This is a genomic window from Kingella negevensis, assembly GCF_030177895.1.
In the GTDB taxonomy this organism is placed as follows: Bacteria; Pseudomonadota; Gammaproteobacteria; order Burkholderiales; family Neisseriaceae; genus Kingella_C; species Kingella_C negevensis.
Genome location: NZ_CP123448.1, coordinates 1,501,961 through 1,527,894, shown reverse-complemented (window position 1 = coordinate 1,527,894; position 25,934 = coordinate 1,501,961). Strand labels below are relative to the sequence as shown.

Below are 25,934 nucleotides of genomic sequence, written 5' to 3'. Positions count from 1 at the left end.
ATTGTACTGCCTAAATGTGTTTGCTGTCATGAAAGTTTGGTTTTCAGGCTGCCTGAAAAGGGCAAATATGCTACAATTCTGTGCATTTAATCGAAATTTTCAACCCAAAACGTAAAGGTAAAATGCATTATGCGTATCGTAGAAAAAGCCTATACATTTGATGATGTATTGCTCGTTCCCGCACACTCTCAAATTCTCCCTCGCGATGTCTCGCTAAAAACTTCCCTCACCAAATCAATCTCTTTAAATTTGCCTTTACTCTCTGCCGCAATGGACACGGTAACGGAAGCGCGTTTGGCGATTTCTATGGCGCAAGAAGGTGGTATTGGTATCATCCACAAGAACATGACTCCTGAACAACAAGCAATTGCTGTGCGAAAAGTGAAGCGTCATGAAAGCGGGATTGTAAAAGACCCGATTACGGTCTCTCCTGATTTATTGATTCGTGATTTGCTGGAAGAGCGTGCGCAACGTAAACGTAAAATGTCAGGTTTGCCTGTGGTGGAAAATGGCAAAGTGATTGGTATTGTAACCAACCGTGATTTGCGTTTTGAAACACGCTTGGATTTGCCTGTGTCTGCCATTATGACGCCGCGTGAGAAATTGGTTTCTGTACCAGTGGGAACATCTATTGAAGAAGCGCGCCAAATCATGCACGAACATAAAATTGAGCGCGTGTTGGTGTTGAACGATAAAGATGAACTGAAAGGTTTAATCACGGTTAAAGACATCATCAAAAATACGGAATTTCCAAACGCGAATAAAGATGATGAAGGTCGTTTGCGTGTGGGCGCAGCAGTTGGCACGGGCGCGGATACGGAAGAACGTGTGCGCGCTTTGGTGGCGGCTGGCGTGGATATTATTGTGGTGGACACGGCACACGGGCATAGCCAAGGTGTGATTGACCGTGTGCGTTGGGTGAAACAAACGTTCCCTGATGTGCAAGTGATTGGCGGCAATATTGCAACGGCTGCGGCGGCAAAAGATTTGGCTGCGGCTGGCGCGGACGCGGTAAAAGTGGGCATTGGCCCTGGTTCGATTTGCACAACACGTATTGTAGCGGGTGTGGGTGTGCCGCAATTAACAGCGGTTCACAATGTTTCTGAAGCGTTGAAAGGCACAGGCGTTTCTGTGATTGCGGACGGCGGTATTCGTTTTTCTGGCGACATTGCTAAAGCATTGGCGGCTGGTGCGGATTGTGTGATGCTCGGTGGCATGTTTGCGGGCACGGACGAAGCACCAGGGGAAATTGAGCTGTACCAAGGTCGTGCCTACAAATCTTATCGCGGTATGGGTTCGCTGGGCGCGATGAGCCAAGGCTCGAATGACCGTTATTTCCAAGAAAAACAGGATAATGCGAACAAATATGTGCCTGAAGGGATTGAGGGACGTGTGCCGCATAAAGGCCCGATTGTGAACATTATTCATCAGTTGGTGGGCGGTTTGCGCTCAAGCATGGGTTATTTGGGTTGCAAAACGATTGCGGAAATGCACGAAAAAGCGGAATTTGTGGAAATCACGTCGGCAGGTATGAGTGAATCTCATGTGCATGATGTGCAAATCACGAAAGAAGCGCCTAATTATCAAGTTCGCTAATTTAATTCACTATATTTGATTAAAAAGCAGCCTGAAAGATTATTTCAGGCTGCTTTTCTTATTATGTTATAGGTAAATTAAATTCAAACCAGTACAGCGTTGCCAACGCAGTATTAAAAAGATAAGGGCATTAACTATACTTTTTCAGGCTGCATTTCCGTGCCGTCTTCCAAACCCACAGGCAAAATCAAACTCAACGGTTTCTCTTTAATCAACTGATAGCCACACTTAAACACGCTCCACCAGCTTTCAATTTTCGCCTCACGCGCACGCAACGCCACGCGCAGCGTCAGCGCAAAACTCACCATTAAGTTCACCCCACCAATCAGCAGTACAAACACAAAGCTCTGCAAAAAAACTAGCAATCCGCCATTGCCAGCCACCGTCGCATAGCCAATATTCGCCGAAGAAAACGCCACATGGCGAATATCCAACGGCAAGCCCAGCGCGTGTCCCACAAAAGCCGTCATACCCAGCAGCATACCAAAGCACAGATTACCCATTAAGCTACCGTAATTCTTGTGCATATAATCCGCAACCTTACCGCGCAATTTTTCAGGCAGCAAACGCTTCAAAACAGGGTGTTGGCGCAAACGCATACGCAAATTCAAATAATCGCAACGGTTATCAAAATAGCCCGAAATAATCCCTGAGCAGAACAACCACAGCCCAGCAATCGCCGCATACCACAGCGTTGCGCCCCAAGGATTCACAGAATACGTTTGATACGCCGCTTCCGCCTCCGTCAAAATCGGCGTGCCGTAAGCCAAACGATAGCCCACCGCCACCAACATCGCCACAGACATCGCCACAATCACATTGCCAGCAACCGCCGCCACTTGCGAGCGCACCACATCAATCAATAATTGCGCCAGTTTTTTATCCACTGCGCGACCTTTTTCATTGCGCTCCACCGCCGCCGCAAAACGCGCCGCCGTCATCGCAGGCTGCTTGGTCGCCACCGTAAAATGCAGCATAAAAATCAACATAAACCCCAAGCCGTAATTCAGCCCCGAAGCCACGCCATACGCAAACGGGTTTTCAATATTGCGCCCAATATAAATAATTTTGAACAACGCCATCAGCGCAATCAACACACCGCCACCAGCCGCAGACCACACCATGCCCATGTATTCTTTTTTCGTACGTGTGATGTAATGCTCGCCGTGGTCGCTCGTGTTTTGCGTGATGCTGCGCGAAAGCATGCCTACGCTGCGTTTCCACAAACGCGTTGCGCTGTGTTGCTCCGCAGAAGCACACGCCAGCTTATCTGCCAGTTTCAGCAAGCAACGCAAACGCGGTTTCTCTCTGCTAAACACTTCCAGCAGCAACACAATACGGTTGAATGTCTGTTCCAATCGTTCCAACAAATGCGCCACCGCCATAGACGAACCTGCGCCCGTGCCTGTTCCCAGTTTGCGCAGCCTGTCCACCTTATCGCGGCATTGCTGCAACATCACTTGCAAATGGCTATCGTCAAAATCCTTGCGATTGACGTGCGCGTGTAACCACAAAGCCACTTCGCGCTTAAACGCCACAAATGCCGATTCTTGCCCCAACAATTTCGGGTCAAGCCGTACCAAATCAGGCTCAAGAGCTTCTGCCGCCACCCAAATCGACAGCATTTCAATCGCGTGGAAGCCTTCCCAACGCACATAACGGCGCAGCGTTTCGCGTGTTTGTGGCGTGGTTTTTTGCCAAATTAGATGAAACAAACGCGCCCACATTTTCGGCTCAATCGCATGAATCCAACGCGAATCTCGTGCTTGCACAAACAGCAGCGCAAACACATCACGCAAATCATTTGGGTCTTTGTAGGCAGGGTTGAGATATTCGTATAACCGCGCCCCCAATTCGCCACGAAAGCCTTTGCGCGAAAAAATCCCTGCGCTAATCAGCAAAGGATACAGGCGCATACTGCCTAGCCATTTGCCCAGCAGTTCAGCGATTTGCGTACACAGTTCGGGGTGCTTTTCCAAAGTATCAATCAGCAACGCCATACGTTCGGGCGCAAATTTGCCTTTTCGCTGGCGCAACCAAATCGCCAAACTTTGCAGCAAGGTAAACGCATCGTTCTGCGCGACTTGGTTGGCGATAAATTCGGCTAGATTGGTGTTTTTGGGACAAGGCATGGTTGCTCCTTTCTTGCAGCCTGAAAATATTTACCACATTACACAACGCAATAAATATGGCAGCCTGAAAACAAATTTTAAAATCTTGAATCGGTTAATTATAGCATTAAGGTTTTTTCAGGCTGCGTTTTCGTGAGAAAACTTGTTCTCACACCGTTCATAATATAGAATTACCGCTCACTACTTTTTTAGTCGGGGTGCTGCCAGTCGGCGGCTGAGAAATACCCGTGAACCTGATACAGTTAGCACTGACGTAGGAAACTAAATGAATATCTATTCCCCTATTCAATCTTAAAAGCACATTTGCCCATTTATGGCGCAAGTGTGCTTTTCTGTTTTCTATCTCTTTACTAATTGGATTTTTTCTGTTTTCCGTTTTCAGGCAGCCTGAACATATTTTTTTAGGGAAATTCAATCATGCAAACTTTTCAAGCTCAATTTTTAAATGTGGTTCGTGAACGCAATCCGTTGATTCACAATATTACCAATTTGGTGTCGGCAAATTTTACCGCGAATGGTTTGTTGGCGATTGGCGCATCGCCGATGATGGCGGAAAGCCCTGACGAAATGGCGGAATTGGCAGCAATCAGCAGCGCGGTGGTGTTGAATTTGGGTACGCCGTCCGATGAAAAAGTGGCGGCAATGTTGGTGGCTGGCGTGGCAGCCAATCGGGCGAATGTGCCTGTGGTGCTTGACCCTGTGGCGGTGGGCGCAAGCCAGTTGCGGCGCAACACGGTGGCGAAATTGGTAAATGACATTTCGTTTACCGCGATTCGGGGCAACGCTGGCGAATTGGCGTATTTGGCTGGCGTGGACTGGCAAGCGAAAGGCGTGGACGCTGGCAAAGGTTCAGGCAATTTGGCGGACATCGCGAAAACGGTGGCGCAGAAATTTTCCTGCGTGGCGGTATTGAGTGGCGAACAGGATTTTGTGTCGGACGGCAAACAGGTGGCGCGGTTAAGTAATGGCGTGGCGTTGTTTCCGAAAGTGACGGCTTCGGGGTGTTTGTTGAGTGCGGTGGTGGGGGCGTTTGTGGCGGTTGCGCCGCGTGAGTTGGCGTTTCAGGCAGCCTGCGAAGCGTGTATGGTTTACGCGGTGGCTGGGGAATTGGCAGCACAAGGTTTGGCGGATTCACAAACGGGGACTTTTGCGGTGCGGTTGTTGGATTCGTTGGCAGCAATCAACGAGGAACAGGTGGCGCAGTTCGCAAATGTAGATTTGGATTTTTTGACATAAATGGTTGAGTTTCACGGCGCGAAAGAGTGGGGGTGGCGGCGATACGCCACGTTCAGGCAGCCTGAAAAACTTTATTTTTAAATTCTGTACACAACAATTTTTGCGTAGGGTGGGTGCAAGCCCCTACCCTACGGCTTTTATGTTGAAAGGGAAAATGATGATTTCTCAAGTTTTAACGATTGCTGGCTCGGATAGCGGTGGCGGTGCAGGTATTCAAGCCGATTTGAAAACCTTTCAAATGCGTGGCGCGTTTGGTACAAGCGTTTTGACGGCGGTTACGGCGCAAAATACCTTGGGCGTTCATGGTATTCACGTTTTGCCGTTGGAAATGATTTCGGCGCAGATTGACGCGATTGGCGCGGATTTTGATATTCGGGCGTATAAAATCGGTATGCTTGGCACGGCGGAAGTGATTGAATGTGTGGCAAATTCGATTCAAAAATACGATTTTGGTGCTTTGGTGCTTGACCCTGTGATGGTGGCGAAAGGCGGTGCGCCGTTGTTGCAGGAAAGTGCTTTAAATGCGTTGAAACGTGAATTGTTGCCACGCGCCAAAGTGGTTACGCCCAATTTGCCCGAAACGGAAATGCTGACAGGCGTGGCAGTGCAATCGGACACGGACGCGGAACGGGCGGCGCGGATTTTACAAGATTTGGGCGCGGAAACGGTGGTGATTAAGGGCGGACATTTGGGCAATTCTGCAAGCGCGATGTGTCGTGACTGGGTGTTTGCGCGTGATGAAAATTTGGTGTTGGAATCGCCGCGTTTTGACACGCGCCACACGCACGGCACAGGTTGCACGTTTTCGGCTTGTATTGCGGCGGAATTGGCGAAAGGCACGGACGCGTTATCCGCTATTCAGTTGGCGAAACAAGGGATTAGCCGTGCAATCAGCAATCCGATTAACATCGGGCATGGGCATGGTGCGGTTAATCATTGGGCGTTGCGTGATGATTTTCAGGCTGCCTGAAAATAAATTTACACAAGGAAAATCAAAATGTTATTTTCAAAAGACGTTTGGCAACGCAATGAAGCGTTGTATCAAGAAACATTGAATTTGCCGTTTAATCAAGAATTGGCGCAAGGCACTTTGGCGCAAGATGCGTTTTGCCATTATGTGATTCAGGACGCGCATTATTTGGAAGCCTACGGACGCGCTTTGTCGGTGTGTGCTGCCAAAGCCTTTGATGCGAATGGGATTTTGCAATTTTCGCAATTTGCACAAGGCGCGGTGGCGGTGGAACGTCAATTACACGGTGGTTTTATGCAGCAATTTGGCATCAGCGCGGAACAATTCGCCAACACGCCTTTAACCGAAGCATCGCACCATTACACATCGTATTTATTGGCGACTGCGTGGTCGGAAAGTTATCCTGTTGTTTTGGCAAGTTTATTGCCGTGTTTTTGGATTTATGCGGAAGTTGGCAGCGCGATTTATCATCAATCTGTCCCGAATAATCCTTATCAAGCGTGGATTGATACTTACGCTGGCGATGAATTTCATCAATCTGTTCGCAAAGCGATTGATTTGATTGATGATGTCGCCAGTCGTGTTGATGCCGAAACTTTGGCGAAAATGCACATTGCCTACACCACATCGGCAAAATTGGAATGGCTGTTTTGGGATAGCGCGTATCAGCAGCATGAATGGCGTATGCAGGCTGCCTGAAAGGAAAAAATATGTTTGAACGCGAAATGTTAAAAGTCTATTTTGTTGCTGGCACACAAGATTGTCGCCACGAAACAAGCGGTTCGCCACAGCAAAAATTATTGGGCGTTTTGGAAACGGCTTTGCAAAATGGGATTACCTGTTTTCAGTTGCGCGAAAAAGGCGAGTTTTCTTTGCAAGATGAAAATCAAATGATTGAATTAGCCAAAGATTGTCGGGATTTATGCCGTCAATTTGGTGTGCCGTTTGTGTTGAATAATGATGTGGCGTTGGCGGTTAACTTGGGCGCAGACGGCGTTCACATCGGGCAATCGGATATGGCGGCGGTGGAAGCCGTGAAATTGACGAATGGGAAATTATTTTTGGGGATTTCCAATAGTTCGGTTGAGCATTTGCAAAGCAGTTTCAGGCTGCCTGAAATAGATTATTTTGCGGTGGGTGCGATTTTTCCGACTCAATCCAAACCTGACGCGGTGCAAAATCTCGGCGTGGAATTTGTGCGAACCGCTCGGCAACTGATTGGCGATAAACCGTTGGTGGCGATTGGTGGGATTACGCTGGAAAATGCAAAATTATTGCGTCAAGCAGGCGCTGACGGCGTGGCTGTGATCTCTGCGATTACGCAAGCAGCGGATAAGGCGGCTGCCGTGCGCCAACTACGGGAGATATTCGCATGAAACTGTTTTCTTATGCTGTGTTGTGGGCAGGTGCGGCGGTATCACTAGCGGAAATTTTAACGGGAACATTTTTTGCGCCACTCGGTTGGCAGCAGGGTTTGTTGGCGATTGTGCTGGGACATTTGATTGGCGGCGTGTTGTTTTTCTTGGCTGGCTATATTGGCGCGGTACGCCAACAAACGGCTATGGAAACCGTGAAAAGCAGCTTTGGACAAATAGGCGGACGGCTGTTTGCCTTGCTGAACGTGATGCAACTGGTCGGCTGGACGGCAATTATGATTTACGATGGTGCAGCCGCAGCGCAAGTGTTTGGTGTGATGAATCATGTGCTTTGGTGTGCGCTGATTGGTGGTTTGATTGTGTTGTGGCTGTGGCTAGGCAATCGCTATTTGAGCAAAATTAATTTGCTGGCGGTATTGGCTTTGCTATTGGTTACGCTGGTGATTTCCACCAAAATCTTTTCAGGCAGTCTGAAAATGCCAACTGGTGAAGCGATGAGTTTTGGCGCGGCGATAGAGTTGGCGGCGGTTATGCCGTTGTCGTGGTTGCCATTGGTGAGCGACTATACACGTTCCGCAAGCAAACCTTTTCAGGCTGCCTTAATCAGCAGCGTGGCGTATGGCGTGATGAGTTCGTGGATGTATGCGATGGGTTTGGGTATGGCGTTGTTTGTTGGCGAAACAGATTTGGCGAAGATTTTGCTGAATTTGGGTTTGGGCGCAATCGGCGTGTTGATGATTGTGTTTTCCACCGTTACCACCACTTTTTTGGACGTACATTCGGCAAGTATTTCCACGCAAGCCATTTGGCAAAGGCTGCCTGAAAAATCGTTTGCAATCGCGATAACAGTACTTTGCACCATCGCAGCGATGTTGTTCTCGATGAACGACATTACGGATTTTTTGTATTGGATTGGTTCGGTGTTTGCGCCGATGATTGCGATTTTGATTGCAGACTTTTTTATTTTGAAAAAACCTGTTTGTGAGCAAAATGTGAATGGGCGAAATGTGCTGATTTGGTTGTTGGGTTTTGGTTTGTATCGCTATTGGCTGGCACACCCATTAAGCGTGGGTAATACTTTGCCTGTGATGGCGATGACAATCGTTTTATGCGTGATAACTGATTTTGTGTTGAGTAGAAAATTTCAGGCTGCCTGAAAATACAAAAAAACAGCGTGTATGTTAAAACACGCTGTTTTCCATTTTCAGGCTGCCTGAAATTATTAATTCCGTTTAGCGCGGAACAAATACAAATGCTGCGTTACCGCCAACCAAGCACCTGTCATGCCCAGCACCACAACCACCACCGTAATCATCACCATTTCCCACGGCGTAAACGCACGCCATTGCAGGTTAATCCCATACGGTTGCACGATTTGCGAAACCACAGGTTGAGTCGCCAACATCACCCAAGTACACAAGCATAAGCTAATCACAACAGCCCAAAAGCTCTGAAACGCAGCCTGATACAAAAACGGACGGCGCACAAACGCAGACGGCGCACCCAACAATTTTGTAATCTCAATTTCTTCCTTGCTGCTCAAAATCTGCAAGCGAATGGTATTGTGTGCCACCAACACAAACGCCACACCCAAGGTAATCGCCAAGAACCAAAAAATCTGGTTCATCAAACGGTTAAATTGATACAAGGTCTGCATCCATTCCTTATCCATTTGCGCGCTTTCCACCATTGGGAAATGCGCCGCTTCACTTTGCAACGCCGAAATCACTTCAGGTTTGTTTTCCAACGGCGTAACCACAAACGCATCGGGCAATGGATTTTCGTCCAACATAGACACAATGTCCTGCGAACCCATTGCTTTTTGCATTTCTGCCAAGCCGTCTTCCTTGTTTACAAACTTCACTTCTTTCACGCGCTTGTCCGAAGTCAGCAGCATGTGGACGTTTTCCGTTTCCGCTTCATTCGCTTCAGGTTCCATGTAAACCGTGATTTGCGGCACTTCGCTCAATTTGCTCAACACCGTTTGACTGCTCTGAACACCCAAATACAAAGTCAGCGGCAAAGTCATCGCAATCGACAACATCGCCAAAATCAGCAAAGTTGCTACAGGCTGCTTGAAGAAATACGCAATCGCCCGTTTGGCACTTTCCGCGTGCAACGAAAGATAGTTGTTATTCATGCCGCGAACCTGCCTTCCTGCAAACGCAAAATGCGATGTCCGTAATCTTGCATCAAACTTTCATCGTGCGCCGACACAATCACGGTCGTCCCCGCTTCGTGGAAGGTTTTGAACAATTCCATAATGTCCAACGCATACGCGCGGTCAAGGTTGGCAGACGGTTCGTCCGCAATCAGCAAGCTGGGTTGATGAACCACAGCACGGGCAATGCACAAACGCTGCTGTTCGCCACCTGATAAACCGTTTGGGTCGTCCTTTTCGCGCCCAGCCAAACCCACTTTTTCAATCGCCACGCGCGCGCGTTTTTCTGCGGATTTATTGTCATAACCAATAATCCGCAAAGGCAACATCACGTTTTGCAGCACATTGCGGTCGTACAAAATTTTGTGGTCTTGGAACACGATGCCGATGTGTTGGCGCAAATAGCACAACTGATTATCAGACAGAGAACCCAAGTCGTGTTTATTGATAAGCACTTTGCCTGTGGTTGGTTTTGTAATGCCTGCAATCAAGCGCAAAATCGTGGATTTGCCTGCGCCTGAATGTCCTGCCACGAAAATCATTTCGCCTTTACCAATATTGAAGCTGACGTTTTTCAAGGCTTGAAAACCACCAGGGTAAGTTTTGGAAACTGATTCAAAACGTATCATTTTTAAGTTTATGTTTTATTCGGTAAAAAATTCCGCTAATTATACGTGATTTGTTTACTTTCAGGCAGCCTGAAACCTTTGCAAAATCTTCATCTTTGGCAATTTTCTTCGCCATGCGCTGCTCAAAAGCTCAACGTACTTCATGTACGTAGTCGCTTTTTGCGCTGCTATGGCTTTGAAAATTGCTCAAATCTAAAGTTTTGCAAAGGTCTCAGTCTGAAAGCATTTGTGGATAAGTTTGTGTATAAACTGTGTCATTTTTGTGAAAAGTGCACGGATAAGTTGTGTGTATTCCCTGTTTGGTTGGGTATAAATTTTCGTTTTCTGTGGATAGTTTTGTGGACAAGCTGGGTATTATGCACAATGAAGACAGAAATAAGCTGATTGCAAAATCTAAAAACTCTGCTGTAGGTCGGCTTTCCAAGCCGATAATTCACGTTCATGCAGCCTGAAACTGTTACGTTGCAGTAATTTAAAGCGTGAGTGTGGCGGCACAACGCCACGTTCAAACGTAAAACTCAACACAATATATTTGCAGCCTGAAAACCACTATATCTATGATAAAATGCGCCATTTTTCTGATTTTCGCTTTTCAGGCTGCCTGAAAACCCTTTTATTTAAAGAGAACATTATGTTAGACAATTTAACCCAACGATTTGGCAAAGTATTCAAAAATATCCGTGGGCAATCCACTTTAACAGAAGAAAACATCAAAGAAGCCTTACGCGAAGTGCGTTTGGCGTTGTTGGAAGCAGACGTGGCTTTGCCGATTGTGAAAGACTTTGTAAACCAAGTGAAAGAACGCGCGTTGGGACACGAGTTCGCCAATGATTTAACGCCAGACCAAGCATTCTTTGGCATTGTGAACGAAGCGTTGGTTGAGCTGATGGGCAAAGAAAACACGGGCTTGAACTTGGCTGCAACGCCACCTGCTACGGTATTGATGGCAGGTTTGCAAGGTGCGGGTAAAACCACAACGGTAGGTAAATTGGCACGTTTAATCAAGGAACAAGAGCCGAAGAAAAAAATCTTGGTGGTGTCTACGGACGTGTATCGCCCTGCTGCGATTGAGCAGTTGAAATTGTTGGCGGAACAAGTGAAAGTGGATTTCTTCCCGTCTGACGTGTCTCAAAATCCTGTGGAAATTGCGCGCGCGGCGCAAGATTATGCACGTAAGCATTTTTATGATGTGTTGATGGTGGACACGGCTGGTCGTTTGGCGATTGACGCGGAAATGATGGCGGAAATCCGTGCAATTCATGTGGCGATTAAGCCTGTGGAAACGCTGTTTGTGGTGGACGCGATGTTGGGTCAAGATGCGGTGAACACGGCAAAAGCGTTTGATGAAGCGTTGGCTTTGACGGGCGTTGTGCTGACGAAAATGGACGGTGATTCGCGCGGCGGTGCGGCGTTGTCTGTGCGCCAAGTAACGGGTAAACCGATTAAATTTATTGGTATTGGCGAAAAAATCAATGGTTTAGAGCCGTTCTATCCTGACCGTATTGCGAGCCGCATTTTGGGTATGGGCGATGTGATTACATTGCTGGAAGATGTACAGAAAGGGATTGATGAAGACTTAGCCAAGGAAATGGCAAGCAAGTTACACAAGGGCAAGGGCTTTGATTTGAACGACTTTAAGGCGCAAATCCAGCAAATGCGTAATATGGGCGGCTTTGAGAATTTGTTGTCTAAAATGCCTGGTGAATTGGGACAGTTGTCTAAACAGATTCCTGAGGGTACGGCGGAAAAGGCGATGGGGCATGTTGAGGCGATTATCAATTCAATGACGCCGAAAGAGCGTGCAAACCCTGCGATTATCAAGGCAAGCCGTAAAAAACGTATTGCGGCTGGGGCTGGGGTTACGGTGCAGGAAGTGAATAAGATGTTGAAACAGTTTGAGCAGTCGCAGCAAATGATGAAGATGTTTAGCGGTAAGGGTATGGCTAAATTGATGCGTATGGCGAAGGGAATGAAAGGAATGTTCCCTGGTATGTAGCTTGTTGTGTAAACGCAGCCTGAAAGGTTTTTCAGGCTGCTTTTTTTCAAGGAATTGTGATGATGTGTGCGGTATTGAATATGGCGCATGCGGAACGGATTTTGCAGCCTGAAACGATCTGAATTGTGCAAGATGCACCGAATTTTCAGGACGGGATTGTTCAGGTGCGTTTGCTTGTGGATAAACAGGGCAATGTGTCCAAAGTAGTTTGGGGCGAGGAAAGTTCGCCTGAATTGGGCAAATTAGCGCAAAGCTATCCTTTGCCGAAGCGTGTGAAAGCGGCACAACAATGCGATTCTCAGCAGCGTTGTCAGGCGGTTGAAAGTTCGCAAGAGGTGTTGCTTGTGTTCACGCTGCCGAAAACGGTGAAGCTGGATTTCAATCACGCAACGGAACGCCCTATTGCACCGTCTTATCCAAAGTCTGCTCTTGAAGATAGCGCGGAAGGTGTTGTGCTGTTGAATGTGGTCGTGGATAAAGAGGGGAAACCGTTGGCGGCGTAAGTGGCGAATTCTAGCCGACATCAGCTTTTGGATTCTGCGGCGAAACAGGCGGCGATGGCTTCGCGGTATGCGGTGGCTTCTTATCGTGGGAAAGCGGTTTATTATATTGGGCAGCAGCGGTTTAATTTTGGTTTGGAAAATTAGGTAGCCTGAAAATATCCTTTGTTTCTTTGTAGAACGTGTGTATCTTTTGTGGATAAGTGATTTATCTATTTGAAAATAATCTATTTTATTAAATTGCATAAATTTTAGGCAGCCTGAAAGATTTTTCAGGCTGCTTTTTGTTTGGTTTAAATCCTGCTTGAATAAGCCAACCGTTGCGGCCTAAAAACCGTTTTATCAATCTGCTATAATTCAACTATTTACAGACCAAACCAAAGAATTAGCTATGAATACTTTTGAACAATTCTCTCAATCTTACGCAAACCAAAAATGGCAAGATTGCCTTGCTGCTGTGCCTGCGGTTTTAGAAACTTTTGATGATTTGCCAGACGCAGACAAAATTCAATTTTATGCGGCATGGGGACAAGCATTACGCCACACGAAACAGCACGAACAAGCTGCTGAAAAATTTGAATGGTTGTGCCAACACTTTCCAAACGCGCCTGAGGGTTTGGACGGCTTGAGCAATATTGCGCGCGACTTGAAAGATTGGCAAAAAAGCGTGGAATATGCGCTGCAGTATCAACAAAAATTCCCTGAGCATTGGGAGGGTTGTTGGTGGCTGGGGCATGCTTATAAAAATTTGCAACAGTTTGAGCAGGCGGATTATTGGTTTCTGCAATTGATTGAACGTTTCCCTGAAAAATATCAGGGGATTGAGGGCTTGGTAAACGTGGCAGAAGTTCAGCAAAATTGGCAAGAAATGGAAAACCGCACGCGCGTATTCCAACAACATTTTCCTGATATGTGGCAATCGCTGTTTTGGTTTGGCGTAGCAGCGAAAAATTTGGGACGTTTGGCGGACGCGGAGCGTTACTTTTCGGAATTGGTTGAAAAACGCCCTAACTTGTCTAAGGTGTGGGAAGAATTGGTGTTGCTGGCGAAAGAGCAATGCGATTGGGTATTGATGGCGAAACGAGCGGAAGCGTTTAAGCAGCGTTTCCCAAAAATGTGGCAAGGCTATTGGTGGCTGGGTTTGTCGCAAAAAGAGTGTTATCAGTATGACATTGCGCGTGCGGAATTTGAAACGTTGCAAAAGCAGTTCCCCAAACAGTCGCAAGGCTGGCAGGGCATGGTGGACTTAGCGAAACATCAAAATAATGATGAATTGGCTTTTCAAGCTGCAAGTGATTTTACAGCGAAATTCCCGAATATGTGGCAGGGTTATTGGTGGCAAGGGCAGGCGTGTATTCGTTTGTATCGCTATGAACAGGCTTTGTCATTTTTCACGCAGTTGCAGCAAAATTTTCCTGACGCGCATCAGGGCTATGAAGGCGTAGTGAACATCGCGCAGCATGTGCAGGATTGGCAGACTGTGGTTGGGTTGAGTCAGTCGTTCCAACATCGCTTTCCTAAAATGTATCAAGGCTATTGGTGGCAAGGGCAGGCGCATACGCAGTTAGCACAATATACGCAAGCGCAGTCTGTATTTTTGTCGTTGAAAGTGAACTTCCCACAGGATTTCCATTATATGAGTGGGCTGATTAACATAATGACGGTGAAAAATGATTGGCAAACGGCGTTGCGCGTGAGCAAACGGGCGACTGAATTGTTCCCTAATCATTTGCCGTTTTATCGCAGCGTAGGTTATGCGTTATTGGCGCAAGGGCAAATGAGGGAAGCGGAAGATTATTTCGTGGATTTGGTAAAACAGTTCCCAAATGAGTTTATGCCGATTATGGGCTTGGCTGATGTGCATTCTAAATCGTTGCAACACGCTAAGGCGATTTCGGTTTTGCAACATGGTTTACTGAAATTCCCACGCAGTGAGCCAATTGCCCAAAATTTGGTGCGCGAGCATTTGGCGCAGAATGAAATTGATGAGGCGGTTACGGTTTTTGAAAACTATATCGCTTCGCCACTATCGGCTAAAAATCAGTTGATTTGGGCGGATATTGTTCGGGCAAAACAGGGAAATTTGGCGTGGATTGAGAAGCTGGCTGACTTGCATCAGCAGTTCCCTTTTGATTGGGACATTGCGCTGAATTACATCAATCATGCGACGGTGCATATTGCGTTTGATGATGTGGATAGTCCGCACCAGCCTGAAAAAATGTTGCGTTTAATGGAGTCTTTGGCGCAGCAGCAGCCGTTTAATCAACGTATTCGTTTGAACTTGATTCGTTTGTATGTTAAGTTTGGCAAAAATGTGGAAGCGTTGAAATTAATTGGACAGTTGCCACATCAGCATGCGTCTTCGCAATATTTGCGTTTGTATGCTTGGGAAGCGCACAAGCAACAAAATCTGGAATTGGAATGGAAACTGTGGCAGGAAATTATCACGAAAGAGCATTTCCCTGAATTGTTGCCTAAGGGCAATGAATTGTTGTATCGCAGCCTGAAAAAATTGCAGTTGAATAAATATGATTTGCCGTTGTTTGCGTTAGCGCGTAATGAAATGTTGCGCTTGCCTGATTTCTTGAACCATTATCGCAAACTGGGCATCACGCATTTTATTTTTGTGGACAATGGTTCTACGGACGGCAGTTTGGAATATTTGCTGAAGCAGAAAGATTGCTATGTTTTCTGGACGAAAGATAGCTTCAGGGCGGCTGGCTTTGGCATGGCTTGGATTAACTGCTTAATGGAGAAATATTTGGCGGACGGTCAATGGTGTATCCAGCCTGATATTGATGAATTGCTGGTTTATCCGCATTCAGAAACCCACGCGCTACCTTATATTATCCAATATTTGGAACAGGAAAAAATGGAAGGCATGGGTTCGTATATGCTGGATATGTATCCGAAAAATTTGGAACAGCAACTGGCTTACCAATCAGGCAATAGTATGTTGGCAACTGCGCCGTATTTTTACAATAACTACCATTTTTATCAGCAAATGACTTGCCCTTACACGTTCCCAAGCGGTGGCATTTTTACCCATTTCAATATTTCGCCCATTTCGTTCATCAAAACAGGCGTGTTTAAATACAAAAAAGGCTTTAAATTTTTGCGCTCTACTCACCAATCTACGCCGATTAAAATCGCTAATGTGTCTAGCGTGTATCTTCATTTTAAAATGCTGGGCGATTTTCAAGCCAAAGCGGTTGATGAAACCAAACGCAAAGAACATGGCCGTGGTGGCGCGATGTATCAACGTTATGTAGATATGTATCAAACCATTGAAGCGGAACACATGGATTTATCGCAATTAGACAAAAGTGTTTTGTATCAAAACAGCGAGCAACTGGTGGCATTGGGGCTGCTGAAAACTTCTGCAAACTGGGAGCAGTTTGTCGCCAACCATAAAGGTGCAGCATGACCGATTTAGAACGCTACGCATGGTTGCAACTGGCTTTCACTCCGTATATTGGTGCAGAAACTTTTAATACTTTGCTGCAAACTTACGGCAATCCACAGGCCGCGTTATCCACACCTGCCGACCAAATCGCGCAACTGGGTAAACACGCAAAACAAGCGGCGGCTTCGTGGCACGATACTTCATTGGCAAAACAAGCCACGGAAGCGGCTTTGACTTGGGAAGAACAAGATGGCTGTCGTTTGATGTTTGCGTGTGATGATGATTATCCTGAAATGTTGGCGGAAGGGATAACTGCGTCGCCCGTGCTGTTTTTGCGCGGTAATGCGGCTTTGTTGCAAAACACATCGGTGGGCATTGTCGGCAGCCGCCACGCAACACCGCAAGCCATGCGAATCGCGCATGATTTTGGCAAGGCGTTGAGTGAACACGGGATTACGGTAATTTCTGGCATGGCTGCTGGGATTGATACGGCGGCGCACACAGGCGCATTGAATGGTTCAGGCAGCACGATTGCTGTTTGGGGAACGGGGATTGACCGCATTTATCCTGCGTCCAACCAAAAGTTAGCGCGACAAATTGCGGAACAAGGTTTGGTAATTTCAGAATTTCCGTTGGGAACACGTCCGCTTGCTGGCAATTTTCCGCGCCGTAATCGCATTATTGCAGCGCAAAGCCAAGCGGTGTTGGTGGTAGAAGCTGCATTGGAAAGCGGTTCACTCATTACGGCCCGACAAGCGGCGGATATGGGGCGCGATGTGATGGCTGTTCCAGGGTCGATTGATAATCCGCACGCCAAAGGTTGTCATAAACTGATTAAAGAAGGTGCGAAATTGGTGGAATGTTTAGATGATATTTTGAGTGAGTTGGGACATGTGATTCACAATCCTGCTTATCCACAATTTTCAGGCAGCCTGAAAACTTCAGTTACACCTTTGACGGTGAAAGATGATTTGATGATTCAGGCTGCATTATCGCAGCCTGAAAAGACGCATCCACTCTTGCAGCAAATGGGCTATGGCCCAATTCATCCCGATACGTTGGCACAGCAGAGTGAATTATCTGCTAGTGATATTTACGCTTTGCTGACGGAATGGGAATTGGAAGGTTGGGTGGCAAGTGTGGCTGGTGGGCGATACCAACGAATTTAGTTGATTAAAATCTCAATGATACCGCGTTGCCAACGCACTTATGTGCCACGCGCACACGGCGGGCGTTGTCGCCTTGTCTCATTTTCATTTTAATCAACTATACATAACCGCAAAAAAAGCAGCCTGAAAATATTTTCAGGCTGCTTTTCATATTGTGAATTAAACTTTAGCAGCAGCAGCTACTTCAGCAGCGTAATCCACTTCTTTTTTCTCGATACCATCGCCTACTTTGTAGCGTACAAAGTTCACGATTTCAGTACCGTTTTCTTTAGCAAATTGAGCAACTGTTTGGTCTGGGTTCATCACAAATGCTTGACCGTTCAATGTAACTTCAGCCAAGAATTTGCGGATACGACCTTCAACCATTTTTGCAGCAATTTCAGCAGGTTTGCCAGAAGCAATTGCTTGTTCAGTGTAGATGTGGCGTTCTTTTTCAACCAATTCAGCATCTACTTCTTCTTCGCGTACGCATTGTGGTTTCGCAGCAACGATGTGCATACCTACTTTGCGAGCAACTTCTTCAGAACCTTTGTACTCTACCAACACGCCTTCAGTAGCCAAAGCACCGTGGATGTAAGCAACCAAGCTGTTAGCTGTATCGATTACTTGGAAGCGGCGAACAGACATGTTTTCGCCCAATTTAGCGATAACAGCTTTGCGTTCTTCTTCAACCAATGCACTCAATTCTTCAACAGTTGCAGGTTTTTTAGCTGCAGCAGTTTTAGCCACAGAGTTTGCAAATGCTACGAAACCAGCGTCTTTAGCAACGAAGTCAGTTTCACAGTTTACTTCTACTAACGCGCCTACATTGCCTTCAATCGCAAATGCCAACACGCCTTCAGCAGCGGTACGACCAGCCAATTTACCCGCTTTTGCACCAGATTTGATACGCAAGATTTCTTCAGCTTTGTCAAAGTTACCTTCAGCTTCTACCAATGCTTTTTTGCATTCCATCATGCCCAAGCCAGTAGCCGCACGCAAGTCAGCAACCATTTTTGCAGTAATTTCTGCCATATTGTTCTCCAAACAATTCAATAAGATATATTCAAAACAAGCTGCCTGAAAATGTTTATTCAGGCAGCCTGAAATACAAAGACGTATTATTCAGCAGCAGCTTGAGCAGCAGCTACGGTTTCCGCTACAGCTTGGTTTTTGCCTTCTAAAACTGCGTCTGCGATACCACGGCAGTACAAACGGATTGCTTTAGCAGAGTCATCGTTACCTGGGATAACGTGTTTCACGCCGTCTGGACTATTGTTGGTATCTACCACAGCGATAACTGGAATACCCAATTTAGCTGCTTCAACCAAAGTACCGTGTTGGTAGCCTGTGTCAATCACGAAAATTGCATCTGGCAAGCCTTTCATGTCTTTGATACCGCCCAAAGAGCGTTCCAATTTTTCCACTTCGCGAGTCATGTCCAACAATTCTTTTTTATTGTAACCGCTCGCTTCGCCATTTGCCAAAACAGCAGATTTTTCTTCCAAACGTTTGATAGATTGTTTTACTGTTTTGTAGTTAGTCAGCATACCGCCCAACCAACGGTGGTCAACGTAAGGCATACCTGCACGAGTCGCTTCTTCTTTGATGATGTCGCGAGCTTGGCGTTTTGTACCTACGAACAATACTGTGCCTTTATTAGCAACTAAACGGCGAACCACTTCTTGTGCTTCTTGGAACAATGGAACAGTTTTTTCCAAATTGATGATGTGAATTTTGTTACGCGCACCAAAAATGTATTGTTCCATTTTTGGGTTCCAGTAACGGGTTTGGTGACCGAAGTGCACGCCAGCTTCAATCATTTGGCGCATAGTAACTTGTGAAGACATTGAAATATCCTAAAAAGTAAAAATTAAGGGTTAAAAGCATACATATTTCTGCAAGAATTTTTAGATTTCCTAAAAACACCCTTAACGCGAAATATGCTCTGCGTTGCAATGAATATTTTCGAAAAGAAAACTTTAAAATTATATTATTTTTTTCTTTTCTATACAACAATCTATTTCATTTATTTTTCTATTGATACTTTTTATAGATAGATAAAACCCTCTACTAATAACTAGCAGAGGGTTTAGAATAAATAGTTTGGCGATGACCTACTTTCGCATAGGGACTATACTATCATCGGCGCTGGTTTGTTTCACTGTCCTGTTCGAAATGGGAAGGAGTGGGACCAAACCGCTATGGTCGCCAAACAAAAACTGTAAATTGGTAAGCCGTTATTTAATCAACTATTAGGTGATGAACTGTATTTATCAGTAAGCTTTATATTTGATACTTTAAAAGGTTTTATTTTAAAGTTCTTCAAATGATAGAGTCAAGCCTCACGAGCAATTAGTATTAGTTAGCTTCAAGTGTTACCACTCTTCCACACCTAACCTATCAACGTCCTGGTCTAGAACGACTCTTTAGTGCGGTTAAACCGCAAGGGAAGTCTCATCTTTGGGCGAGTTTCGCGCTTAGATGCTTTCAGCGCTTATCTCTTCCGAACTTAGCTACCCGGCTATGCTTCTGGCGAAACAACCGGTACACCAGAGGTTCGTCCACTCCGGTCCTCTCGTACTAGGAGCAGCCCCCTTCAAACTTCCAACGCCCACTGCAGATAGGGACCAAACTGTCTCACGACGTTTTAAACCCAGCTCACGTACCACTTTAAATGGCGAACAGCCATACCCTTGGGACCGACTACAGCCCCAGGATGTGATGAGCCGACATCGAGGTGCCAAACTCCGCCGTCGATATGGACTCTTGGGCGGAATCAGCCTGTTATCCCCGGAGTACCTTTTATCCGTTGAGCGATGGCCCTTCCATTCAGAACCACCGGATCACTATGTCCTGCTTTCGCACCTGCTCGACTTGTCGGTCTCGCAGTTAAGCTACCTTTTGCCATTGCACTATCAGTCCGATTTCCGACCGGACCTAGGTAACCTTCGAACTCCTCCGTTACTCTTTGGGAGGAGACCGCCCCAGTCAAACTGCCTACCATGCACGGTCCCCGACCCGGATAACGGGTCTGGGTTAGAACCTCAAAGTCACCAGGGTGGTATTTCAAGGACGGCTCCACAGAGACTAGCGTCTCTGCTTCAAAGCCTCCCACCTATCCTACACAAGTGACTTCAAAGTCCAATGCAAAGCTACAGTAAAGGTTCACGGGGTCTTTCCGTCTAGCAGCGGGGAGATTGCATCTTCACAACCATTTCAACTTCGCTGAGTCTCGGGAGGAGACAGTGTGGCCATCGTTACGCCATTCGTGCGGGTCGGAACTTACCCGACAAGGAATTTCGCTACCTTAGGACCGTTATAGTTACGGCCGCCGTTTACTGGGGCTTCGATCCGATGCTTGCACATCTTCAATTAACCTTCCAGCACCGGGCAGGCGTCACACTCTATACGTCCACTTTCGTGTTAGCAGAGTGCTGTGTTTTTAATAAACAGTCGCAGCCACCGATTCTCTGCGACCCTCAGGGGCTTACGGAGTAAATCCTTCACCTTAGAGGGCATACCTTCTCCCGAAGTTACGGTATCAATTTGCCGAGTTCCTTCTCCCGAGTTCTCTCAAGCGCCTTAGAATTCTCATCCTGCCCACCTGTGTCGGTTTGCGGTACGGTTCAATTCAAACTGAAGCTTAGTGGCTTTTCCTGGAAGCGTGGTATTTACTACTTCATGTCCGTAGACACTCGTCATCACATCTCGGTATTAAAGAAGCGGATTTACCTACTTCCTCTACCTACCTGCTTAAACAATCTAATCCAACAGATTGATAGCATAACCTTCTCCGTCCCCACATCGCATTTGAATCAAGTACAGGAATATTAACCTGTTTCCCATCGACTACGCATCTCTGCCTTGCCTTAGGGACCGACTCACCCTACGCCGATGAACGTTGCGTAGGAAACCTTGGGCTTTCGGCGAGCGGGCTTTTCACCCGCTTTATCGCTACTCATGTCAACATTCGCACTTCTGATACCTCCAGCAACCTTTACAAGTCACCTTCGCAGGCTTACAGAATGCTCCCCTACCATGCATTACCGCATCCGCAGCTTCGGTTATAGATTTGAGCCCCGTTACATCTTCCGCGCAGGAAGACTCGACCAGTGAGCTATTACGCTTTCTTTAAATGATGGCTGCTTCTAAGCCAACATCCTGGCTGTCTGTGCCTTCCCACTTCGTTTACCACTTAATCTATCATTTGGGACCTTAGCTGGCGGTCTGGGTTGTTTCCCTCTTGACACCGGACGTTAGCACCCGATGTCTGTCTCCCGAGGAGCAACTTGATGGTATTCTTAGTTTGCCATGGGTTGGTAAGTTGCAATAACCCCCTAGCCATAACAGTGCTTTACCCCCATCAGTCTCATATCTCGAGGCACTACCTAAATAGTTTTCGGGGAGAACCAGCTATCTCCGAGTTTGTTTAGCCTTTCACCCCTATCCACAGCTCATCCCCGCATTTTGCAACATGCGTGGGTTCGGACCTCCAGTACCTGTTACGGCACCTTCATCCTGGCCATGGATAGATCACTCGGTTTCGGGTCTACACCCAGCAACTAGTCGCCCTATTAAGACTCGGTTTCCCTACGCCTCCCCTACTCGGTTAAGCTCGCTACTGAATGTAAGTCGTTGACCCATTATACAAAAGGTACGCAGTCACACCACAAAGATGCTCCCACTGTATGTATGCATCAGGTTTCAGGTTCTATTTCACTCCCCTCCCGGGGTTCTTTTCGCCTTTCCCTCACGGTACTGGTTCACTATCGGTCGATGATGAGTATTTAGCCTTGGAGGATGGTCCCCCCATATTCAGACAGGATTTCACGTGTCCCGCCCTACTTTTTGTATACTTAGTACCATCATTGAGATTTCAAATACGGGGCTATCACCCACTATGGCGGAAGTTTCCAATTCCTTCTTCTATCTCAACAACTATCATATACAGGCTTTTCCGCGTTCGCTCGCCACTACTTGCGGAATCTCGGTTGATTTCTTTTCCTCTGGGTACTTAGATGGTTCAGTTCTCCAGGTTCGCTTCTCTAGCCCTATGTATTCAGACTAGGATACTGATTACTCAGTGGGTTTCCCCATTCGGATATCACGGTATCATTGCTTTTTTGCCAGCTTCTCCGTGCTTTTCGCAGGCTTACACGTCCTTCTTCGCCTATCATCGCCAAGGCATCCACCTGATGCACTTATTCACTTGACTCTATCATTTGAAGAACCTTCTGACTTTGTTAATCAGTGCGTTGACTACATGACTAACTTAGATTCTCTACTTTGATAAAGCTTACTGCTTGTTGTGTACTAACCTTGCCTTTTGAATTCAAGGTTAGTTGATACAATCATCACCCAAATTTTGTCATTCGATTTGTTGCCTTTACAGGCTGCCTGAAATACTGTTGCATCAGCATCCCAAACCAAATCGACAACATTGTCTTTGTTTGTTGATTTCGGCTTTCCAATTTGTTAAAGATCGATGCGTTTAATTATACTTCTTCTCAGCTTTCGCTTATAAAAATATATCGCAAATTAAAGTAAGCTCGCCAGTTTATCTAAACTTGCTTTAATTTGCAATCTAATTTTTCATTTTATTTAATCTTGGTGGAGGCAAACGGGATCGAACCGATGACCCCCTGCTTGCAAAGCAGGTGCTCTACCAACTGAGCTATGCCCCCAGTATTTACCTATTAAATTGATTTCTTTTTCTTCTAATTTAACTCAGTTTATTCTCTTGGTGGGTCTGGTAGGACTTGAACCTACGACCCCACGCTTATCAAGCGTGTGCTCTAACCACCTGAGCTACAAACCCTATGTGTCGCATCTTTATTTCAGCTTACCGATAAGTGTGAGTACCTAATCGCCTCTTCTTTTCTCTAGAAAGGAGGTGATCCAGCCGCAGGTTCCCCTACGGCTACCTTGTTACGACTTCACCCCAGTCACGAAGCATACCGTGGTAAGCGGACCCCTTACGGTTATCCTACCTACTTCTGGTATCCCCCGCTCCCATGGTGTGACGGGCGGTGTGTACAAGACCCGGGAACGTATTCACCGCAGTATGCTGACCTGCGATTACTAGCGATTCCGACTTCATGCACTCGAGTTGCAGAGTGCAATCCGGACTACGATCGGTTTTCTGGGATTGGCTCCACCTCGCGGCTTGGCTACCCTCTGTACCGACCATTGTATGACGTGTGAAGCCCTGGTCATAAGGGCCATGAGGACTTGACGTCATCCCCACCTTCCTCCGGTTTGTCACCGGCAGTCTCATTAGAGTGCCCAACTTAATGATGGCAACTAATGACAAGGGTTGCGCTCGTTGCGGGACTTAACCCAACATCTCACGACACGAGCTGACGACAGCCATGCAGCACCTGTGTTACGGTTCCCGAAGGCACTCTCCCGTCTCTGGGAGATTCCGTACATGTCAAGACCAGGTAAGGTTCTTCGCGTTGCATCGAATTAATCCACATCATCCACCGCTTGTGCGGGTCCCCGTCAATTCCTTTGAGTTTTAATCTTGCGACCGTACTCCCCAGGCGGTCAATTTCACGCGTTAGCTACGCTACTAAGCAATCAAGTTGCCCAACAGCTAATTGACATCGTTTAGGGCGTGGACTACCAGGGTATCTAATCCTGTTTGCTACCCACGCTTTCGAGCATGAACGTCAGTGTTATCCCAGGGGGCTGCCTTCGCCATCGGTATTCCTCCACATCTCTACGCATTTCACTGCTACACGTGGAATTCTACCCCCCTCTGACACACTCTAGCTAGCCAGTTCAAAACGCAGTTCCCAAGTTGAGCTCGGGGATTTCACATCTTGCTTAACTAACCGTCTGCGCTCGCTTTACGCCCAGTAATTCCGATTAACGCTCGCACCCTACGTATTACCGCGGCTGCTGGCACGTAGTTAGCCGGTGCTTATTCTTTAGGTACCGTCATCAGTTAATGATATTAGCATCAACCTTTTCTTCCCTAACAAAAGTCCTTTACAACCCGAAGGCCTTCTTCAGACACGCGGCATGGCTGGATCAGGCTTTCGCCCATTGTCCAAAATTCCCCACTGCTGCCTCCCGTAGGAGTCTGGGCCGTGTCTCAGTCCCAGTGTGGCGGATCATCCTCTAAGACCCGCTACTGATCGTCGCCTTGGTGGGCCTTTACCCCACCAACTAGCTAATCAGATATTGGCCGCTCGAATAACGCGAGGTCCGAAGATCCCCCACTTTCACCCTCAGGTCGTATGCGGTATTAGCTATCCTTTCGGATAGTTATCCCCCATTACTCGGTACGTTCCAATATATTACTCACCCGTTCGCCACTCGCCGACAGTAGTGCAAGCACTACCTCGCTGCCGTTCGACTTGCATGTGTAAAGCATGCCGCCAGCGTTCAATCTGAGCCAGGATCAAACTCTTATGTTCAATCTCTAACTTACTTAACTTCTGGTCTGCTTCAAAGAAACCAACAAAGAGTAACTAACCAAAGTTAATCACAATCTTGTCTGTTTTTGTCGCAGTGTGAGACCATCAGGCACTCACACTTATCGGTAATCTGTTCTGTTAAAGAGCTTGTCTCAGAAATCTAAATCCACTATAATTCAGTAGTTCTTCTTTTCTTTTTCTTCGTTGCCGTAGCAGCGAAGAACCGAATAATACGCATCTACCTCTAAATCGTCAACTCCTAATTCGCAAAAAAATTCAAAATTTCTCACTAAAAAATATCAAGTATCTGTTTATTAACATTTTTTATTTTATACAAATTTACGCTTCCTATACAAAATTCTTACAAAATCTGTACGTAACTCTCTCAAACTTCAACTATGCTCCAAAAAATTTACCGAATATTCATCAATATTTCTTAGAACCTGTATTCACAAAAATGATCAAATATCTTTATGACTAGAAAATCCTACCCAACAGACTTAACAGATGCCCAATGGCAAGCGATTGAGCCATATTTTAACCAGCTACGCCACTACAAATGGGATAAACGTCAATTAGTGAATGCCGTTTTGTACATCACCAAAACAGGTTGCCAATGGCGTATGCTGCCCAATGATTTTCCACCTTATTCAACCGTATGGAGTTTCTATCGCAGAGCCAATCAATCAGGCTTATGGGATAGAATTCTTTTGGCATTGGTTCAAAAAAACGTTTAATCCATCAAAAACAAGCAATGCCAACTTATGCCATTCTTGATTCACAAAGTGTCAAAACAGCTTCTAGCGCACATGATAAAGGTTTTGATGGAGGTAAAAAAATCAAAGGTCGTAAGCGACATATAGCTGTTGATACGTTGGGTAATCTATTGTCTGTTGTGGTTCATGCAGCCAATATTCATGACACAAAAGCAGGTATTTTTGTAGCAAAAAAAGCGTTTGAGACCTATCCGAGTTTAAGAACCTGTATTCACAAAAATGATAAAAATTTAGAATGACGATACAAGCCTATCATATCGCCATTTAAACAACTATTTATTAGCAACAAACCAACGGTTAAATGTTTTATAAATCGTGTTAGATTTACCAAAATATTTTGGCAAATCTCGCCAAGGAATGCCTGTTCTCATGTGGTATAAAATACCTTCGACGGTTTTACGCAAATTTTCTTTGTCGTAAATACCTTGTTTGAGTAAAATAGCTTTCAGTCTTGTCCATTGTTTATTATTGAGCATTAGGCGAGGCATGGCGAATGGTAGGGTTTTTTGTAGAAATTAAATTTTACTCATTCGCCATTTTTTATCTAATCAATTATGGATACTCATTTTTTAAATGAA

The 25,934-nt window shown here is 46.2% G+C and carries 20 protein-coding genes, 2 tRNA genes, 3 rRNA genes and 1 riboswitch; of the genes, 13 read left to right on the top strand and 12 right to left on the bottom strand.

The features are described from left to right. Positions 1-129: 129 nt before the first annotated feature. Positions 130-1,596, top strand: a complete 1,467-nt coding sequence (gene guaB / locus QEO93_RS08390) for an IMP dehydrogenase (RefSeq protein WP_032136397.1) — start codon at positions 130-132, stop codon at positions 1,594-1,596. A gap of 134 nt (positions 1,597-1,730) precedes the next feature. Here the strand turns inward: guaB and QEO93_RS08385 are convergent, their stop codons facing one another. Further along, positions 1,731-3,728 carry a site-specific recombinase gene (locus tag QEO93_RS08385; RefSeq protein ID WP_085815391.1) on the bottom strand — a complete coding sequence of 666 codons (1,998 nt, stop codon included), beginning with the start codon at positions 3,726-3,728 and terminating at the stop codon, positions 1,731-1,733. Positions 3,729-3,911: 183 nt separating this feature from the next. Next, positions 3,912-4,005: riboswitch (TPP riboswitch) on the top strand. A 140-nt stretch (positions 4,006-4,145) separates the two neighbouring features. Here QEO93_RS08385 and thiM point away from each other — a divergent pair. From thiM to cytX, 5 genes are all read left to right on the top strand, one after another. Then, a complete protein-coding gene (gene thiM / locus QEO93_RS08380; protein WP_032136395.1) occupies positions 4,146-4,964 on the top strand; it encodes a hydroxyethylthiazole kinase in 819 nt (272 codons plus the stop codon). Between the two features lie 139 nt (positions 4,965-5,103). Next, positions 5,104-5,934 (top strand): bifunctional hydroxymethylpyrimidine kinase/phosphomethylpyrimidine kinase, encoded by an 831-nt coding sequence (gene thiD, locus QEO93_RS08375; protein WP_209434840.1) that lies wholly within the window; start codon positions 5,104-5,106, stop codon positions 5,932-5,934. A gap of 27 nt (positions 5,935-5,961) precedes the next feature. Further along, positions 5,962-6,633: a thiaminase II gene (gene tenA / locus QEO93_RS08370; protein ID WP_032136394.1), complete on the top strand. Its 672-nt coding sequence runs from the start codon at positions 5,962-5,964 to the stop codon at positions 6,631-6,633. Between the two features lie 11 nt (positions 6,634-6,644). Next, a complete protein-coding gene (gene thiE / locus QEO93_RS08365; RefSeq protein WP_032136408.1) occupies positions 6,645-7,310 on the top strand; it encodes a thiamine phosphate synthase in 666 nt (221 codons plus the stop codon). Next, the gene (cytX, locus tag QEO93_RS08360) at positions 7,307-8,467 is read left to right on the top strand and encodes a putative hydroxymethylpyrimidine transporter CytX (RefSeq protein WP_085815390.1); all 1,161 of its coding nucleotides are present in this window, start codon (positions 7,307-7,309) and stop codon (positions 8,465-8,467) included. The genes thiE and cytX overlap by 4 nt, the downstream gene beginning before the upstream one ends. 65 nt (positions 8,468-8,532) lie before the next feature. Here cytX and ftsX read toward each other — a convergent pair whose 3' ends face one another. The 3 genes from ftsX to QEO93_RS08345 all read right to left on the bottom strand — a co-directional run bounded on the left by ftsX (position 8,533) and on the right by QEO93_RS08345 (position 10,625). Further along, complete coding sequence (ftsX, locus tag QEO93_RS08355) at positions 8,533-9,450, bottom strand: permease-like cell division protein FtsX (RefSeq protein ID WP_032136392.1); 918 nt, start codon at positions 9,448-9,450, stop codon at positions 8,533-8,535. Next, a complete protein-coding gene (locus QEO93_RS08350; protein ID WP_032136391.1) occupies positions 9,447-10,100 on the bottom strand; it encodes a cell division ATP-binding protein FtsE in 654 nt (217 codons plus the stop codon). Before QEO93_RS08350 ends, ftsX begins: the two co-directional genes overlap by 4 nt. A gap of 393 nt (positions 10,101-10,493) precedes the next feature. Next, positions 10,494-10,625, bottom strand: a complete 132-nt coding sequence (locus QEO93_RS08345) for a hypothetical protein (RefSeq protein ID WP_280642234.1) — start codon at positions 10,623-10,625, stop codon at positions 10,494-10,496. A 106-nt stretch (positions 10,626-10,731) separates the two neighbouring features. Here QEO93_RS08345 and ffh point away from each other — a divergent pair, with 106 nt between their 5' ends. The 5 genes from ffh (at position 10,732) to dprA (ending at position 17,171) form a co-directional block, all read left to right on the top strand. After that, positions 10,732-12,096 (top strand): signal recognition particle protein, encoded by a 1,365-nt coding sequence (gene ffh, locus QEO93_RS08340; RefSeq protein ID WP_032136407.1) that lies wholly within the window; start codon positions 10,732-10,734, stop codon positions 12,094-12,096. Between the two features lie 125 nt (positions 12,097-12,221). Further along, positions 12,222-12,599, top strand: a complete 378-nt coding sequence (locus QEO93_RS08335; protein ID WP_032136390.1) for a hypothetical protein — start codon at positions 12,222-12,224, stop codon at positions 12,597-12,599. Next, a complete protein-coding gene (locus QEO93_RS08330) occupies positions 12,600-12,743 on the top strand; it encodes an energy transducer TonB (RefSeq protein ID WP_157686228.1) in 144 nt (47 codons plus the stop codon). It begins immediately after the preceding gene. Positions 12,744-12,987: 244 nt separating this feature from the next. Further along, complete coding sequence (locus tag QEO93_RS08325) at positions 12,988-16,023, top strand: tetratricopeptide repeat protein (RefSeq protein WP_032136389.1); 3,036 nt, start codon at positions 12,988-12,990, stop codon at positions 16,021-16,023. After that, positions 16,020-17,171, top strand: coding sequence for a DNA-processing protein DprA (dprA, locus tag QEO93_RS08320; RefSeq protein ID WP_085815389.1), 1,152 nt, complete (start codon positions 16,020-16,022; stop codon positions 17,169-17,171). Before QEO93_RS08325 ends, dprA begins: the two co-directional genes overlap by 4 nt. A gap of 159 nt (positions 17,172-17,330) precedes the next feature. On the opposite strand, the gene tsf is transcribed toward dprA, so the two are convergent. The 7 genes from tsf to QEO93_RS08285 all read right to left on the bottom strand — a co-directional run bounded on the left by tsf (position 17,331) and on the right by QEO93_RS08285 (position 24,580). Further along, the gene (gene tsf / locus QEO93_RS08315) at positions 17,331-18,185 is read right to left on the bottom strand and encodes a translation elongation factor Ts (RefSeq protein WP_032136406.1); all 855 of its coding nucleotides are present in this window, start codon (positions 18,183-18,185) and stop codon (positions 17,331-17,333) included. An 86-nt stretch (positions 18,186-18,271) separates the two neighbouring features. Further along, positions 18,272-19,000, bottom strand: a complete 729-nt coding sequence (rpsB, locus tag QEO93_RS08310; RefSeq protein ID WP_085815388.1) for a 30S ribosomal protein S2 — start codon at positions 18,998-19,000, stop codon at positions 18,272-18,274. 254 nt (positions 19,001-19,254) lie between these two features. Next, positions 19,255-19,366: ribosomal RNA gene (gene rrf, locus QEO93_RS08305) — 5S ribosomal RNA — on the bottom strand. A gap of 118 nt (positions 19,367-19,484) precedes the next feature. Further along, positions 19,485-22,368, bottom strand: a 23S ribosomal RNA gene (locus tag QEO93_RS08300). A 393-nt stretch (positions 22,369-22,761) separates the two neighbouring features. Then, a tRNA-Ala gene (locus QEO93_RS08295) sits at positions 22,762-22,837 on the bottom strand. A 57-nt stretch (positions 22,838-22,894) separates the two neighbouring features. Further along, positions 22,895-22,971: transfer RNA gene (locus QEO93_RS08290), tRNA-Ile, on the bottom strand. Between the two features lie 68 nt (positions 22,972-23,039). Further along, positions 23,040-24,580, bottom strand: a 16S ribosomal RNA gene (locus QEO93_RS08285). The 16S, 23S and 5S rRNA genes sit together here with 2 tRNA genes alongside, the layout of an rRNA operon. A gap of 473 nt (positions 24,581-25,053) precedes the next feature. Here QEO93_RS08285 and QEO93_RS08280 point away from each other — a divergent pair. Then, complete coding sequence (locus QEO93_RS08280) at positions 25,054-25,317, top strand: transposase (protein ID WP_003792189.1); 264 nt, start codon at positions 25,054-25,056, stop codon at positions 25,315-25,317. A gap of 17 nt (positions 25,318-25,334) precedes the next feature. Further along, positions 25,335-25,595 (top strand): transposase, encoded by a 261-nt coding sequence (locus tag QEO93_RS08275; protein ID WP_284627573.1) that lies wholly within the window; start codon positions 25,335-25,337, stop codon positions 25,593-25,595. A gap of 33 nt (positions 25,596-25,628) precedes the next feature. Here QEO93_RS08275 and QEO93_RS08270 read toward each other — a convergent pair whose 3' ends face one another. After that, positions 25,629-25,844 carry an IS5 family transposase gene (locus QEO93_RS08270; protein WP_032137056.1) on the bottom strand — a complete coding sequence of 72 codons (216 nt, stop codon included), beginning with the start codon at positions 25,842-25,844 and terminating at the stop codon, positions 25,629-25,631. Positions 25,845-25,934: the final 90 nt, after the last annotated feature.